Source organism: Fibrobacter sp. (assembly GCF_017551775.1).
GTDB lineage: Bacteria > Fibrobacterota > Fibrobacteria > Fibrobacterales > Fibrobacteraceae > Fibrobacter.
Map to the genome: position 1 here is coordinate 17,269 of NZ_JAFZKX010000051.1, position 14,405 is coordinate 31,673.

A 14,405-nucleotide genomic window follows, 5' to 3' on the forward strand; every position below is an offset into this window, starting at 1 on the left:
TTTAAATATAATATCAAAAAGTACATCTATCCGATGTACTTTGCAGTCAAGGGAGATTCCGCCCTGATTCACCGCATACTTTACGCCATCTTGCTCGCGTCAATCGCCTTGCCGGATTCTACCTTGCCCGCAAAGAAGCTGTAGGCCGCAGGAACCACAAACAAAGACATGAACGTCGCGAACGTCAAACCGCCTGCGATGGCGATACCCATCGCTATGCGGCTCGGGGTGCCGGTGAGGATCAGCGGCACCGCGCCCAATACGGTTGAAAGGCTCGTCATGAGGATTGGGCGGAAGCGGCGTTCCGCCGCTTGCCGAGCCGCCTCGAGCTTGCTACACCCGGTATTGGCCGCAATCTGGTTCGCAAATTCCACAATCAAGATACCGTTCTTGGTCACGAGCGCAATCAAAAGGATAAGCGCAATCTCGCTGAAGATGTTGAGCGTCTGTCCGGTAATGTACAGGCAGGCGAGCGCACCCGCAAGCGCGAGAGGCACCGTAAAGAAGATGACGAACGGAGCGCGGAAACTTTCGAACTGCCCCGCAAGCACGAGGAACACGAGCGCAAGAGCGAGCAGGAACACGATGTAGAGGCCGCTGGAGCTTTCTTCGAATTCCTTCGAGGAGCCGCTCAACGTGGTACTCACGCTCGGGTAATCCTTCAGCAGGCGCTTCGCAATCCGGCGCATCTCTTCCACGCCGTCGCCAATCGTCTTGCCGGGCACAAGGCCAGCCTGGATTGTGGCGGCAGAGAAGCGGTTGTATCGCGGCAGCGACGGCGATGCGGACTGTTCGCTGAACGTGATGAAGTTATCGAGACTCACGAGTTCGCCCTTCCTGTTCTTGACAGTGAGCATCGAGATGTTCTCGGGCATGCTGCGGTACTGGTAACCGACCGCGCCGATGATATCGTACTGGCGTCCATCCTTGTAGAACTCACCATAGGTCTGGTCGCTAATCGCAAGCTGCACCGCCTGGGCGATGTCGTTCACCGAGACGCCTTCCTCATTCGCCTTGTCGCGCAAGATTTCGATATGGAGTTCCGGCTTGGTGAAGCGCAGGTTCGTGTTCACCACGCTGAACACCGGGCTCTTGCTCGCCTCTTCTTCAAAAAGCGGCACGAGAGTGCGGAGGATTTCGATATTCGGGGCCTGCAGCACGAACTGCACCGGGAGGCCACCGCGCTGCGTACTGATGCTCTGCGGTTCGAACACCATCACGCGCAAGTCGGGGTATTCGTTACCGAGCAGTTGGATGGAACGCGCAATTTCGCTCTGCGGGCGACGCGCCTTCTTGTCGTCGTTCAAGAAGAGGAGCATTCTCGAGTTGCCCGCGTTCCAAGCACCCGCCTGGAATTCGGTATATTCATTGCTGTCGAGAATCGAAAGCACCTCTTCGGCAAAGGCATCGGCCATGCGCTTGGTGCGCGAGAGCGTCACGCCTTCGGGCATGTTCAGGTTCACCATGACCGCGTTCGAGTCTTCGGTCGGCGCCATTTCGCTACTCATGTTGTTGAAGCAGAAATACGCCGCGAGCAACAAGGCGGCCACCAACGGGAAAAGCAACAGGCGGAACTTGAGGAAAAGCCCAAGCAATACGGCATAACCCCTGTTGAGCGCATCGAAGAACGGCTCCGTAACGCGGAAGAACCAGCCCTGCTTCTGGCGGCGCAGGAACTTGGAACAAAGCATCGGCGAAAGCGTAAGCGCGCAAAGCGTCGAAAGGAACACCGTACCGATCATCACCGCCACGAACTCACGGAACAAGAGGCCCGTGGTACCGCCGAGCGCAAGCACCGGCACGAACACGGCCATCAACACCACCGAGGTCGCAATCACCGCGAAGAAGATTTCGTTCGTCCCCGCGACGGCGGCCTGCTTGGGCGTCATGCCGTTTTCAATCTTGTGATAAATGTTTTCCACAATCACGATGGCGTCGTCCACCACAAGGCCAATCGCAAGCACCATCGCAAGCAAGGTCAGCACGTTGATACTGAACCCGCAAAGGTAAAGCACGAAGAAACTTCCGATAACAGCAACCGGCACCACCACCATCGGGATAAGCGTCGTGCGGCCCTGACGGAGAAATGCGAAGATAATCGCAATCACCAGCAGGAAGGCGATAAACATGGTTTCCACCACTTCCTTGATGGAAGCGCGGATGTTGATGGAGGTATCGCGACCATACTGGAGTTGCACCCCATCGGGAATCTCGCGGCGAATGTCCTCGACGCGCCTGTAGAACTCGTTGGCGATTTCCACGTGGTTCGAACCCGGCTGCGCCATGAGCGCAATCGTCACGGACTGCTTGCCGTTGCGCTTGAAGCCCGTACGCGTATCCTTCGGTTCGTAATGGATGTCCGCCACATCGGAAATGCGGATGACCGTGCCGTCGGCAGCCGTCTTGACTGCGATATTCTCGAAAGCCTTCGGGTCGAGGATTCGGCCCAGCGTACGGATAGAAAGCGTCGTCTCGCTACCTTCGATAGAGCCGGAAGGGAGTTCGAGGTTGCCCTTGCTGAGGGCGGCCGACATCTCGGCACCGGAAACACCCAAAGCCTGGAGGCGCACAGGGTCGATCCAGAGGCGCACCGTCGGGCGCTTTTCACCCCAGATGGATACTTCGGAGACACCCGGGATGGTCTGCAAGCGTTCCTTCACGTGGTTGTTCGCGAGTTCCGAAACTTCCATCGGGTCGAGTTTGTCGCTCATGAGGCTCACCATCAAAATCGGGTCGTTGTCGCTGTCGGATTTGTAGACCGTCGGCTCGTCGACATCGTCCGGAAGCCTGCGGCGCACGCGGCTCACGCGGTCGCGGATTTCGTTCGCGGCCGCTTCCAGGTCCATGCCTGTTTCGAATTCAATGCTGATATAGGAGAAGCCGTCACGGCTCGTAGACGTAAGCGCCTTGATACCCGATGCGCTGTTGATGGAGGCTTCCAAAATTTCGGTGACTTCCGCTTCCACCACGGCGGCGTTAGCGCCGGGGTAAGATGTACGCACCTGGATAAGCGGGTAGTCTACGTTCGGGTATTCGCGCACGCCCAGGTTCGTGGCACCGAATGCCCCGAGCAAGATGATGACGAGCGCCATCACGGTCATGAGGACCGGGCGACGTACGGATAGGTTCGCTACACTCATCCGCTTCTACTCCACTTCGTAATCGGTGTTGTGGCGGATTTCCCTGATGCGGACAGAAGCACCTTCGCGCAAACTGATCAGGCCCGAAGTAATCACGGTATCGCCTTCGTCAAGGCCCGCAGTCACGTCAACCGAAATAGGCGTACGGAGGCCCGTTTCCACATGCTTGATTTTCGCCTTTCCGCCCTGCGCCACGAACAAGTAGGCGCCATCTTTATCCAGCGTAAAAGCTTCTGCCGGAATCGGGATGCTCTTGGCCTTCCCGGCCTGCATCGTCACGTTCACCTTCGCATAGGAACCGGCCAGGAGTTCGCCACCCGCATTATTGACTTCCACCAGCACCTGGCGCGTACGGCTCGATTCCGAAAGACTGGCCTCGAGCGCCTTCACCTTGCCGCTGGCAGAAATATTGCGTTCCTCGTCCTTGAGTTCCACAGCGTCACCCACCTTGAGGGCGGAAGCATAACGCTGCGGGAGCGCGAACTTCGCTTTCAACTTATTCACTTCCCTGAGCGTCGCAATCGGAGTGCCCGTCGTGAGCCACGCCCCTACGGAAACGTTCACGAACCCGAGCTTGCCCGCAAACGGGGCCCTAACTTCGGTCTTCGCAATCTGAGCCTTGATGAGTTCCACGGACGCTTCCGACGACTTGAGCGACGCCTCCGCCGCTTCCATGTCAGCCTTGGTGACGCCGTCTTTTTCGTAAAGGCCCTTCACGCGGTCGAACTTCTGCTGGGCGAGCTGCTGGTTCGACTGAGCCTGCTTAAGCTGCGCCCTCAGTTCGGAATCATCTATTTTAGCAAGGAGCGTTCCCTTCTGCACCGAGGCGCCATCCTTAGCATAAAGATTCATGAGCCTGCCGGAAGCCGCAGCAGCAAGTTCCACGCTGTTCAGGGGTTCGAGCGTCGCCATCGCAGAAAATGTCTTGCCGCCCTCATGAGCCTCGGCAATATAGCCTTCCACGGCGATTTCGCGAGCGGGTCTGCCACCCGGGCCACCCTTCCCACCCGGAGCGCCTTTACCGCCCGGAGCACCCTTCGCTCCAGGAGCAGATGAATCGCCGCCACCGCAGGCTGCCAGGAATACGGAAACAAAAATGGAAATAAAGATCTTTTTCACGCCTGTTAGATGCATATCGCGTTCAAATGGTTGCATTTTATATAAAATTTTTCGAAAATTTAGAAAAAACGCCGATTTTCTAGTTCCAGCCGAATTCCGAACGTATCCAAGCGCTCAATTTTTCGGCATCCTCAAAAGCCTCGTCCTTTATCGGGTGAGGATTGACTCCGTACAAGGCATCTCCCCTCGGCTCGAACGAGAACCTGTACAAATCCTTTATACCCTCGTCCTCGAGAGTAGCCTTCACCACCTCAAGATACTGGCGGCACTTGACCATATATTCCCCCGACAGCATCGGGCCATCCAGCAGAACGATTTTCGCTTCCGGATGGTACGAACGTACATTCCGGACAAAATCAACAGCCGCTGTCACGAACTGGGTTGAATCGTTCTTCCCGCTCGCAAAATCGTTCGTCCCCAGGTTTATCACGACAATATCGGGATGCCACTTGTCGTGGTCCCAAGGCTTCGCGGAAAGAGACCAAGTCGCCGTCCTGTTGTACACGACGGGAAGCGTTAGCACCGTCGTTCTATCATAATTGATAAAGAACCCATGCCCGCCGCTACAGATGTTGTGCGCTTCCGCATTGAGCCTCTTCGCCGTCTGTCCCGCATAACCATAATACGAACTTTCGTTGGACGCATCAAAATCCGTCCCAACCTCTGCCTCAGTAAGCAAGACATCATACCCGCACGTGATGGAATTCCCGACGAATTCGATTTTCCGTTTAGGCCGCTTGGGCAAGAGAGCATTTTCCACGTTACCCAAGACCCGCATGCCATACAGATACCAGTCGCCTACGTTGCTTTCGCTTCTTTTATACAAAGTAACAACATGCGGACCATAGAACAGACCCGAGACCACAGGAGCGAAAGACAGGGAATCTTCGGAATAGGCTATTTGCACCAACGAAGACGGATCTTCGTCCCCATCCACAAAGACATCCAGATAAACAACACCGTTCGTCCAACTCATCGCCTCCAGCGCCGTACCGATAAAGGCTATCGTTACGGACGACGCGGACCACGACAAAACCAGGACGTCGCCCATCTCGTAATTGGCACGGCCCGAAACAAGCAGAGAATCCGAGTCATAAGGGACAAAGGCCCATTTTAGCACCGGCCCCTCATCGAAATTTTCAGAATTGTCAATACTGTTGCTGCAAGCATCCAACAGCAAGGAACAGACCAGCGCAATAAGTAAACCGAGATTCCTTGCCATATTCAATATTTTCAAGCTAGAACTTCACGTTCAGTAGCAATCCGCCGCCATCGTCAAAGAATTCTGGCACAACGTTCATGCGCTGCGAGAACGCCTTCGAAGACGTAGCCCTGTAGATGCGCATGGCATCGAGCATCGAGACCACGCGGTTAATCACGAGCGCGCCCACCGACACCTGGAACACGATGCGGCTCACGCGGAAATGCCTCATGCGGCTCTTGAATTCCTCGATATTTTCCGTCGATTCGGGATTGTCGCTGCTGCCCCAGTCCCACTGGACGCTTTCGTCCAAGTCCGCGTTCACGTCCTTGCCCGCACGGATCATAGCCTGGTTGTAATCCTCGTCCATGTCGGGCGAAGAATTCTGCCCCGCGACGCCGCTACGGCTGCGGTAACTTCCAACCGTGTTGAGCAAGGAGATATCGCGGCTGCCGTTCGTGAGGCCAGCCTTGCTCACCGCATAGTTGTGCGCCGAGGTGATATAGCGATCCCCGATAAAATACGAACTGAAGGCCGCAAGCCACAGGGCGGCATCCGTCCACACGAACGGACGCACGAGCGACTTTTCGCCCAGATAGAGTTCACCCATGCCCGGCAAGACAGCGCTGGCACCGAGAGCAAGCCACAGGCTCTTGTCCCGATTCTTGCCCACGTTCTCGTCCACCGAGATAACCACCTGCGAAAAGGCGGTGGAGGCAGCCAACATCAAGGCCAACAGGATACGCATTAGAATCCCCAGCTGGCCTGTACACCCACGCCGAACCCGTTAAAGAAGTTGACATAACTGTCGAAACGGAGGTGGTCGTACCAAGAAAGTTCTTCGGCATACAGAGTCTTGTTATGCGCATTCGCCGTGAACGCGGCATCGATTGCCGAAATGACATGGTTCAAGATGAGCCCGCCAAAGAACCAGGCCTGCATGTCGGCGTAGTCGTTCGCCTTGCCGCGCATGGAACGGTATTCGTCCATGTGTTCGGACTTCGCCAGCGGGACAAGCCCATCAGAAAGTTCATCGTCCTCGAGGTTCAGGTTCATGGCAACCGCGGGGTCAGCCACGTCGTCCCAACCGAGCACATAGGTCTTGTCGGAAATCTGCTGGTACACGGACGAGGCGTCGTAGAACGAGCCGATGTTGTCAATCTCGTCTTCGAGACTGGACGGGTTCGACACGGAGAACCTGTCGTAGTGGTTCTTGTCGTTGTAGAACAGTCGACCTGCCGTATAGCAGCCCGAACCGGTAGCGCTAGCCTCGCCGTAAATGCCCTCGCAGAAGTTCTCGCGCGAGTTCATGTAGCGGTTTTCGAAACGAGCTTCTTCGGTTTCGTCCGAAAGCTGCCCGTAAAGTTCGCGCATGCCCGCTTCGTAGCGACCGATAGAGTAATGTTCCTTCGCGTAGTTCTTGTACTTCTTCACCTGGTCGTTGTACTTGTACACCGAGAAGTAGTACCAGCTGCCCCAGAGGGCGGCTTCGAGAGCGAGGTACACGCCACCGCGAACGTTGGTGAACGTGGAACCGCCCACGTAGAGCTGGCCGCTGCCCGGGACGACAAGCGACATGAACAAAGCCTTGCGCGGGCTCTTGTACTTGCCCTTCATCTCATCGATGCCGTGCACCCTGGAAACCTTCACCGGGCCAAGCAGGTCACGACGGCTCATGCTGCTCGAAGAAATGTCCGGAGCTGGCTGTTCAGAACTGCTGGAATTGAGGGCGGCAATCGAATCGCGCGCCTTTGCCGCTTCGACATGCGCGTTCATGGCGGCCTCGTAGGCCCTAGCTTCGGGAGGCAGGGAATCATTTTCTGCAACCGCCGTATCGGAAACCGCGGTATCGGCGACGGCAGAATCCGCGACTGCGGGAACTGCAGAATCCGCCGGAGCGACAGATTCACTGCTGGAAGATGCTACCACAGAACTGGATTGAGGGGCCACAGAACTCGAAGACACGACCGAGCTGGAAGAAGCAATCACGGAACTCGACGAGACAACAGCCTCGCTCGACTGGGTCGCTTCGGCCTCCGCCTCGAACTCTGCGAAAAGGTCACGGGGCTGAGCAAAGGACTGAACCGCACACACAGTGGCAAAAAAAGCCGAGAAAGATAAAACAAACTTGCGCATATGCCTTTAAAATAGAAAAAACACGGGATTTTTGCCCACTTTTAAGCACGTTAGTTATCTAAAATACGCTCCGTATATGACGACCCGCACAAAAAAATCGCCCCCGAGCGGGAGCGACTTTTTCAAACTTTAAGCAGTCCGAGAGAATTACTTCTCTGCGACCACCCAAACCTTGACCTGTGCTTCGACGTCGCTGAACACCTTGATGGTGACAGTGAACACGCCAACCTGCTTGATGGGTTCGGCGAGATCGACCTGAGCACGGGTAACCTTGACACCGGCCTTCGTGATGGCATCGGCGATGTCGCCGGCAGTCACGGAACCGTACAGACGGTCGCCTTCGACGACGCGGCGTTCGAGGTTCACAGAAATCTGGGACAGCTTGGCAGCCACATCGCCAGCGGCAGCGAGTTCCTTCTGGAACTGAGCTTCGAGAGCGGCGCGGTTGTTTTCGATCTGTTCCTTGGCTTCCTTGGTAGCACGGACAGCGAGCTTGCGCGGGAAGAGGTAGTTACGGGCGTAGCCGTCCTTAACCTTCACGACGTCGAGCATCTTGCCCAAGTGGGGAACGTTGGCCTTAAGAATAATTTCCATAGTCTAGTTCCTCCTTAGCGCAGACTGTCCGAAACGAACGGGAGAATAGCCATCTGGCGAGCACGCTTGATAGCCTCGTTCAGCATACGCTGGTACTTGGCGGAGGTGCCGGAGATGCGGCGCGGGATAATCTTGCCACGTTCAGAGATGAAGCGACGGAGAGTCTTCTCGTCCTTGTAGTCAATGAACTTGACGTTGTTTTCCGTGAACCAGCAAGTCTTCTTGCGGCGGACACGGGTAGCCTGCTTCTTATCTTCAAAAGCCATTATTCAGCCTCCCCTTCTTCTGCGTCAACCGGGATGATTTCCTCGGTAGACTGAGCCATGTCCTTGTTGTAGACGATTTCGCTCATCGGGTAATCGGCGAGCGTCATCCAGCGGAGGACGTTTTCGTTGAGCTTGAGAGCGGCTTCCATGTTGGCAACCACAGAGGCTTCGGCCTTGTAGTAGAAAATCACATAGTAGCCATGCTGACGCTTGTTGATAGAATAAGCGAGCTTGCGCTTGCCCCAGTCGTCACGGCGGAGAATTTCGCCGTTGCCGTCGGTGATGCTCTTGCCAATGTTCTCGACTTCGGCATTGATAGCGTCGTCAGAGATCATAGCGTCGATGATCACCATCGTTTCGTATTGTCTCATAATGAATCCCTTTGGTCTATCGCCCGGTTACCGACATTGGCTCCGGGAGGGTTCCGATTATAGAAATCGGTGTGCCAAATATAGAAAACGGGCACCCTTTGTCAACTTTTCGGGACTCGGACCGGCCCCTGAGGTCGAGTTTCCTATTTTTTGTTAAATTTCCGCACATGAACAAGTCCGACAGGATTATAGGCTACATTTCGCTAGTTGCGCTCATCGCCCTATTCGCAGGCATTGCATACGGCATGTACGAGGCGCACCAGCACGTGACCTACAAGGCCTATGTCGATTTTGACGAACTCGGCTCGCTGCAGCCCGAAGACCCGGTTGTCATCCGCGGATACACCGTAGGCACCATCGGCAAGGTCACCTGGCTGGGCGATCGCGCCCGCGTGGAAGTCAAGTTCGACGAACCCCGCCCCATCCGCGAGGGGACTATATTCAAGAACGTGAACTACGCCATCATGGGCCAGCGCAGGCTCGAGATTATCCCGAACAAGAACGGGAAGGTGCTGCCCGACGACCACATCCACCAGGGCACCTTCGAACCGGGAATCGCCGAGGCGCTCCGCTACATAGAAGACTTGAACGGCCTGCTCGCCAACGTGCGCGACGTCGTAATACTGCTCACCGAGGGCGACTCAACGCACCAGTCCGCACCGGAAATCTACGAGAACGTGCTGGGGACCGTCGAAGGGCTCCTCGAGAACGCCAACAAGACGGTAGACAAGCTGAACCCCGCCGTAAGAAAGCTCATTTCGCAGATGAACGAGGCCGGCAACAGCGTATCCGAAGTCGTAACCCAGGTCGACACGACGGTCAAGGCGACAACAGACGCCGTCAACGAGAAAATCAAGCAGGCCGAAGACGCCATCGCCGCCATCGCCGAAGGGACCCGCAAAGCAGAGAAGATTATCGCCGAAATCGAGAATTCCGACACCATGGACAAGCTCGTCAATTCGCGCGAGTTCGTAGACCAGGTCACGGACCTCATCAAGAAAACGAGCCTGGTTCTCGCCGCCATCGACACGAAGGGAATCAAGGTTTACGACGAGAACGGCAAGCAGGTCAAGCTGTTCACCTGGAAAAACGCGAACCTTATCGGGAAGACCGCAAGAGAAAAGGCCAGGATAAGGGCCGAGAAGGGCGAAAGCCTCCCCAATTCGGAACCGGAGCCTGTTTCCGAGCCAGCAACGGAGCCCGCTACCGAAACAGTTTCGGAACAAGCCGAAGCCGAATAACGTCCCCGGGCACGATAAACGGAAGCGCACTGTCAGATGGAAATTTCGCAACTTCCAGGGCTCGGGCCCAAACGCGTAGAAGCGCTCCGCAAGGCGGGATTGAATTCCATCGCCGACCTGCTCTACAACATTCCCCGCACCTACCTGGACCAGACGAAGGTGACGCCCATCGGGAACTGCCGCGTAGGCGAAAAGGTGGTACTCATCGGGAGAATTTCTCGCTCGGGAATCGTCCGCGGGCGCAAATCCAGGTTCGTGGCGACGCTTTCCGACGGCACGGGCGAAATCCAGTTGCTGTTCTTCCACGCGGCGAGTTTCTGGGCACGCAGAATCAAGAACGACACGCGCTGGCTCGTCACGGGGCAGGTCGGCGAATTCCGCGGCCTGCAGATGACGCATCCCGAGATGCAGCAGCTCGACGACGACGAGGAATTCAGCGGCTGCATCCAGCCCGTATATTCCATAAGCGAGGCATGCCGCGATGCGCGGATGGAACAGAAGTTCTTCCGCAACCTCTACAAGACGGTTTTCAAGTTCCCGGGGCTCACGCTGTCAGGACTCTGCCCGAGGGAACTGACGGACTACCTGCACTTCGCCCCCGTGATGCAGAACCTGCGCACGCTCCACCAGCCACAGGATTTTCCATCCATCTACAAGGCGAAGCGCGAACTCAAGGTGCTCGAGCTTTTGCCGTTCTGCCTGCGCATGGTGAAGCGGCGCGAGAACCAGAAACTGCGCGGGCACGAAAGGCAGATTGACCTCGGAACGGTTATGGCGACGAAGGCGAAGCTCCCGTTTTCGCTCACCCGCGGGCAGGACGACGCGCTCGACACGATCGTCGCAGGACTCAACGGCAAGAAGCAATTCCACGCGCTGCTGCAGGGCGACGTCGGCTGCGGAAAAACCGTGGTCGCCATGCTCGCGATGATGGCCGTATGCGGCGCGGGCGGTGATGCCGTCGCCGAGACGGGGATGCGCGAGCAGTGCGCACTGATGGTACCGACGGACATTCTCGCACGACAGCACTACAAGAGCCTCAAGCCTTTCTTCGATGCGGCAGGCCTGAACGTACGGCTGCTCGTAGGCGCCACCCCCGCCGCGGAACGCAAGGTGATTCTCGGGGAACTCCAGATGGGGCTCGCCGACGTCGTCATCGGCACGCACGCGCTGTTCAGCAAGGACGTAATTTTCTCGCGCCTCGGGTTTGTCGTCATCGACGAGCAGCACCGATTCGGCGTAGGCCAGCGCGAGGCCTTGCTCGCGAAGGGCGACTACCCCGACATGCTCGTGATGAGCGCGACCCCGATTCCGCGCAGTTTGGCGATGACACTCTACGGCGACCTGAAGGTGGTAAGCATCAAGGAAAAGCCCGCAGGCCGCAAGCCTATCAAGACCCGCCTCGTAAACGCGTCGAAGCGCGAGGACATGAAGAAGTTCATTTGCAAGGAAGCCGCCAGCGGGAACCTGTGCTACTGGATAGCGAGCCGCGTCGGGAGCGACGATGAAGGCGGTGCCCGGAGCGTCGACGAAATCGTAGATGAACTGCGCGCATACATAGCGGGACCAGGCCGTGCCGTTTTGAACGGCTCTACCCTGAAGGTCGCGGGCGTGCACGGCCAGATGGACGAAGCGGAGCGCGATGGAATCATCGCGCAGTTCGCGGCGGGCAAAATCCAGATACTCGTGGCGACGACCGTCATCGAGGTGGGCGTGAACGTGCCCGCCGCGAACCTGATGGTCATCGACCAGCCAGACCGCTTCGGCCTCGCGCAACTCCACCAGCTACGCGGCCGCGTAGGGCGCGGCGATGCTCAGGCCTGGTGCTTCTTGATGATTCCCGAAGGCGATGCCGCGGAATCCAGCATGGAACGCCTTTCGCAGTTCTCGCAGACCGAAGACGGCTTCGAAATTGCGGAACTCGACCTCATGAACCGCGGCGCCGGCAACCTCGAAGGCAACGAACAGAGCGGTGCATGGGTATTCCGCTGGTTCGACTGGATTGCCGACCAGGAACTCATCAGCCAGACGCTCGAAACCGCGGAACACATCCTCAAGGACCGCGACGCCTTCGACGACGCCGCGCGCGAAAAGATACAGGCTTGGTACGGAGAAAAAGAATTCGCGAACGAAGACGGCGTGCACTGACGCCGGAGCAAAAAAAGGCGATGCCGGAACGAGTCCGGCATGGCAATCGCAGAAATCAAACTATATAAGGTTCATGAACGTGCCGAGCACGAGCGCAAGCAGCGCTATGTTCAAGAAGAACATGGCACGTCGCACGATCATGAAGAATACTGCCTGCCAATGCAGGATTCCGTCGGTCGGCGCCACCAGTTCCTTGACCGCAAGGAACATGTTGATAGCACCGGTAAGCACCATCATCAGCGCGCCGGCAAAATAGCCTTCGCTCCAGACCATTACGGTAACGACGGCACCCGCAATTATCGCAAAAAAGCCGATGATGACTTCTACCCGCAAAAACATGAACTTCAGCTTGCGGGCCAGCTTGCGCACTTTCTTTTCCGTCTGTTCTTCCATATCAGGCAATATAGCAATAATGAATCAAAAACTATAGCGAGTAGCTCGTCGTAATGGAATAGTGCGGCTCGCCCTTTCGCGCTCCGTTCAAGGGAATGCTCACATCGAGCTTGTTAATCAGCCTGCTAATCGACTTTGTCATCACAAAACGGGCACCAACACCGAGGACATAAATCAAGTTGTCACGGCGGATATCAGAGAATTTCCAAGCAGTCTCCCCCACGCTTCCAAAAACGACAAAGACGGGAACCATCGTGAGGATTTCGAACTGCGGGAACCAGCGCTGTTCGAGGTTTCCGTACACACGCGCCTGCCCCGTGTAGAACCCAGTCGGGAAGCCGGCAAAGCCGTCGGAACCGCCCAGCGAAAGCTGGTAGCCGAAACGGGCATCCTCATAGAAATCCAGGAGTCCGGTCAAAGCCGTCGAGAACCTGTCGCTCGGGTGGAAGATATATTCACCCTTCAGGCGACCGTAGAAATCGTGCTTTTCGCCATGATCCAGGAAGAATCTCGCGTTGGACGAAAGGGTAAGGTGGTTCATGCCGAAACCCAGATACAAGTTCAGCCAGAAATCCAGGCGTATATCGTTGTCGGCGGCGCCGAGCTGCTCGTAGTTCTTGGAAAGCTGGACCTTCGCCGTCCAGCCGCGGTCCACGTCCTCCGTCCACTTCACGTTGTGGAAGTTGCGGATTTTTTCGTATCGCAAGTTCGAATACATGATGTAGGCACCCAAGCGCGAATCCTTGCGTTCCGGCAGCCACTCGTTGACCGCCGATGCGGAATCCACCGCATACACGTTCTCGCCGTCCGTGAACATGTAGCGCAAAAGTTCGCCCTTGCTGGCCGTAAGGCGCTTGTAGTCGTAGGTCGCCGCCAAGTAAATCTTGCGCTGCGTCCCGCCGAAGGAGCGGCTTATCCTGAAGCTCAGGGAGTCGCTTATAAAGCCCTTCACCTTCATGAGTTCAACGGCCTCGTCGCCGTTGTAGCGCTGGATAGAATCGAGCGATTTATCCGTATGCACGAGGGCGGAACCCGCGGGCATGTCGCCACTGCCATATACATAATAGTAACTCTCGTTCTTGAGGCCCGTGAGCGTGTAGGCCCACTGGTTCACACTCCGGGAAAGGAACGGCACATACATCTGCCAGCTTGCGAGGTAGCCATCGGTATTGTAGCTGTAAAGGAAGTCGAGATGGTTGTAGCGGAAAATGAAGTGCGGGTCACCGTATTCCACCTGCCACATGTCGCGGAACTCGTTGTGCGCGAAGGTGAAACCCAGAAGTTGTCCAAGCCCCAAGAAGTTGTTTTCTTGCACGCCGACACTCCAGATCAGGTTCTTGTACTGCCATTCCCTGCCTCCGAAGCTCAGGCCAATCGGCAGCGTGAGCGTCCAGTTGTCGCTCGTATGGACAGTCACGACATTCTTCCCGCTATCCTGCGCGACAGCGATGCTCGCATCACTCAGGAACTTCTGTTCACGCAAAAAGCGCTCCGTTTCGAGCATGAGGTCGAGATTTGCCATTTCCCCCTGGTTGAACAGGAGCAACTTGCGCACCGTAAGTTCGCGGGTCTCTATATGAAGCCAATTCAGCAGGTCGTAGGCCCACTTGTCATACTTGGTATGCACCTTCGAATCATCAAACGCATCGCCGATTTCGTAAGCAATGCTGTCAACGCGAAAAAAGGTTGTCGAATCAGCGCGACCATCGGCAAAAGCGAAGGAGGCAAAAGCAGAAAGCAACAAGGTATAAACGATTCTACGCACTATGGAATTCCCCAAAAAAATCAAGAACAATACG

Annotated in this window: 12 protein-coding genes; 2 read left to right on the forward strand and 10 right to left on the reverse strand. The window is 56.4% G+C overall.

All coding sequences use genetic code 11. From position 1 onward, the window contains the following. Positions 1–80: 80 nt before the first annotated feature. The 8 genes from IK012_RS06055 to rpsF all read right to left on the reverse strand — a co-directional run bounded on the left by IK012_RS06055 (position 81) and on the right by rpsF (position 8,827). A complete protein-coding gene (locus tag IK012_RS06055; protein ID WP_290951914.1) occupies positions 81–3,140 on the reverse strand; it encodes an efflux RND transporter permease subunit in 3,060 nt (1,019 codons plus the stop codon). A gap of 6 nt (positions 3,141–3,146) precedes the next feature. After that, the gene (locus IK012_RS06060) at positions 3,147–4,295 is read right to left on the reverse strand and encodes an efflux RND transporter periplasmic adaptor subunit (protein ID WP_290951917.1); all 1,149 of its coding nucleotides are present in this window, start codon (positions 4,293–4,295) and stop codon (positions 3,147–3,149) included. A 43-nt stretch (positions 4,296–4,338) separates the two neighbouring features. After that, entirely contained in the window at positions 4,339–5,481 is a 1,143-nt protein-coding gene (locus tag IK012_RS06065) for an SGNH/GDSL hydrolase family protein (RefSeq protein WP_290951919.1), read from the reverse strand. A gap of 16 nt (positions 5,482–5,497) precedes the next feature. Beyond that, entirely contained in the window at positions 5,498–6,208 is a 711-nt protein-coding gene (locus tag IK012_RS06070; RefSeq protein WP_290951922.1) for a hypothetical protein, read from the reverse strand. After that, complete coding sequence (locus IK012_RS06075) at positions 6,208–7,596, reverse strand: hypothetical protein (RefSeq protein WP_290951924.1); 1,389 nt, start codon at positions 7,594–7,596, stop codon at positions 6,208–6,210. The genes IK012_RS06070 and IK012_RS06075 overlap by 1 nt, the downstream gene beginning before the upstream one ends. 147 nt (positions 7,597–7,743) lie before the next feature. Next, the gene (gene rplI, locus IK012_RS06080) at positions 7,744–8,190 is read right to left on the reverse strand and encodes a 50S ribosomal protein L9 (RefSeq protein ID WP_290951927.1); all 447 of its coding nucleotides are present in this window, start codon (positions 8,188–8,190) and stop codon (positions 7,744–7,746) included. 14 nt (positions 8,191–8,204) lie between these two features. Next, positions 8,205–8,456 (reverse strand): 30S ribosomal protein S18, encoded by a 252-nt coding sequence (gene rpsR / locus IK012_RS06085; RefSeq protein WP_072810056.1) that lies wholly within the window; start codon positions 8,454–8,456, stop codon positions 8,205–8,207. Next, positions 8,456–8,827: a 30S ribosomal protein S6 gene (gene rpsF, locus IK012_RS06090; protein ID WP_173379259.1), complete on the reverse strand. Its 372-nt coding sequence runs from the start codon at positions 8,825–8,827 to the stop codon at positions 8,456–8,458. Before rpsF ends, rpsR begins: the two co-directional genes overlap by 1 nt. Positions 8,828–8,994: 167 nt before the next feature. Here rpsF and IK012_RS06095 point away from each other — a divergent pair, with 167 nt between their 5' ends. Continuing rightward, complete coding sequence (locus IK012_RS06095; RefSeq protein WP_290951932.1) at positions 8,995–10,068, forward strand: MlaD family protein; 1,074 nt, start codon at positions 8,995–8,997, stop codon at positions 10,066–10,068. Between the two features lie 36 nt (positions 10,069–10,104). Then, positions 10,105–12,213 carry an ATP-dependent DNA helicase RecG gene (locus tag IK012_RS06100; protein ID WP_290951934.1) on the forward strand — a complete coding sequence of 703 codons (2,109 nt, stop codon included), beginning with the start codon at positions 10,105–10,107 and terminating at the stop codon, positions 12,211–12,213. 60 nt (positions 12,214–12,273) lie between these two features. Here IK012_RS06100 and IK012_RS06105 read toward each other — a convergent pair whose 3' ends face one another. Beyond that, the gene (locus IK012_RS06105; RefSeq protein ID WP_290951937.1) at positions 12,274–12,606 is read right to left on the reverse strand and encodes a hypothetical protein; all 333 of its coding nucleotides are present in this window, start codon (positions 12,604–12,606) and stop codon (positions 12,274–12,276) included. Between the two features lie 31 nt (positions 12,607–12,637). After that, positions 12,638–14,371 (reverse strand): hypothetical protein, encoded by a 1,734-nt coding sequence (locus IK012_RS06110; protein WP_173345173.1) that lies wholly within the window; start codon positions 14,369–14,371, stop codon positions 12,638–12,640. Positions 14,372–14,405 lie beyond the last annotated feature (34 nt).

Coding starts and splice junctions, on each gene's coding strand:
- IK012_RS06105 (WP_290951937.1), bottom strand. CDS start 12,606: ATGGAAGAACAGACGGAAAAGAAAGTGCGCAAGCTGGCCCGCAAGCTG.
- IK012_RS06075 (WP_290951924.1), bottom strand. CDS start 7,596: ATGCGCAAGTTTGTTTTATCTTTCTCGGCTTTTTTTGCCACTGTGTGT.
- IK012_RS06065 (WP_290951919.1), bottom strand. CDS start 5,481: ATGGCAAGGAATCTCGGTTTACTTATTGCGCTGGTCTGTTCCTTGCTG.
- rpsR (WP_072810056.1), bottom strand. CDS start 8,456: ATGGCTTTTGAAGATAAGAAGCAGGCTACCCGTGTCCGCCGCAAGAAG.
- IK012_RS06055 (WP_290951914.1), bottom strand. CDS start 3,140: ATGAGTGTAGCGAACCTATCCGTACGTCGCCCGGTCCTCATGACCGTG.
- IK012_RS06060 (WP_290951917.1), bottom strand. CDS start 4,295: ATGCAACCATTTGAACGCGATATGCATCTAACAGGCGTGAAAAAGATC.
- IK012_RS06100 (WP_290951934.1), top strand. CDS start 10,105: ATGGAAATTTCGCAACTTCCAGGGCTCGGGCCCAAACGCGTAGAAGCG.
- rplI (WP_290951927.1), bottom strand. CDS start 8,190: ATGGAAATTATTCTTAAGGCCAACGTTCCCCACTTGGGCAAGATGCTC.
- IK012_RS06095 (WP_290951932.1), top strand. CDS start 8,995: ATGAACAAGTCCGACAGGATTATAGGCTACATTTCGCTAGTTGCGCTC.
- IK012_RS06070 (WP_290951922.1), bottom strand. CDS start 6,208: ATGCGTATCCTGTTGGCCTTGATGTTGGCTGCCTCCACCGCCTTTTCG.
- rpsF (WP_173379259.1), bottom strand. CDS start 8,827: ATGAGACAATACGAAACGATGGTGATCATCGACGCTATGATCTCTGAC.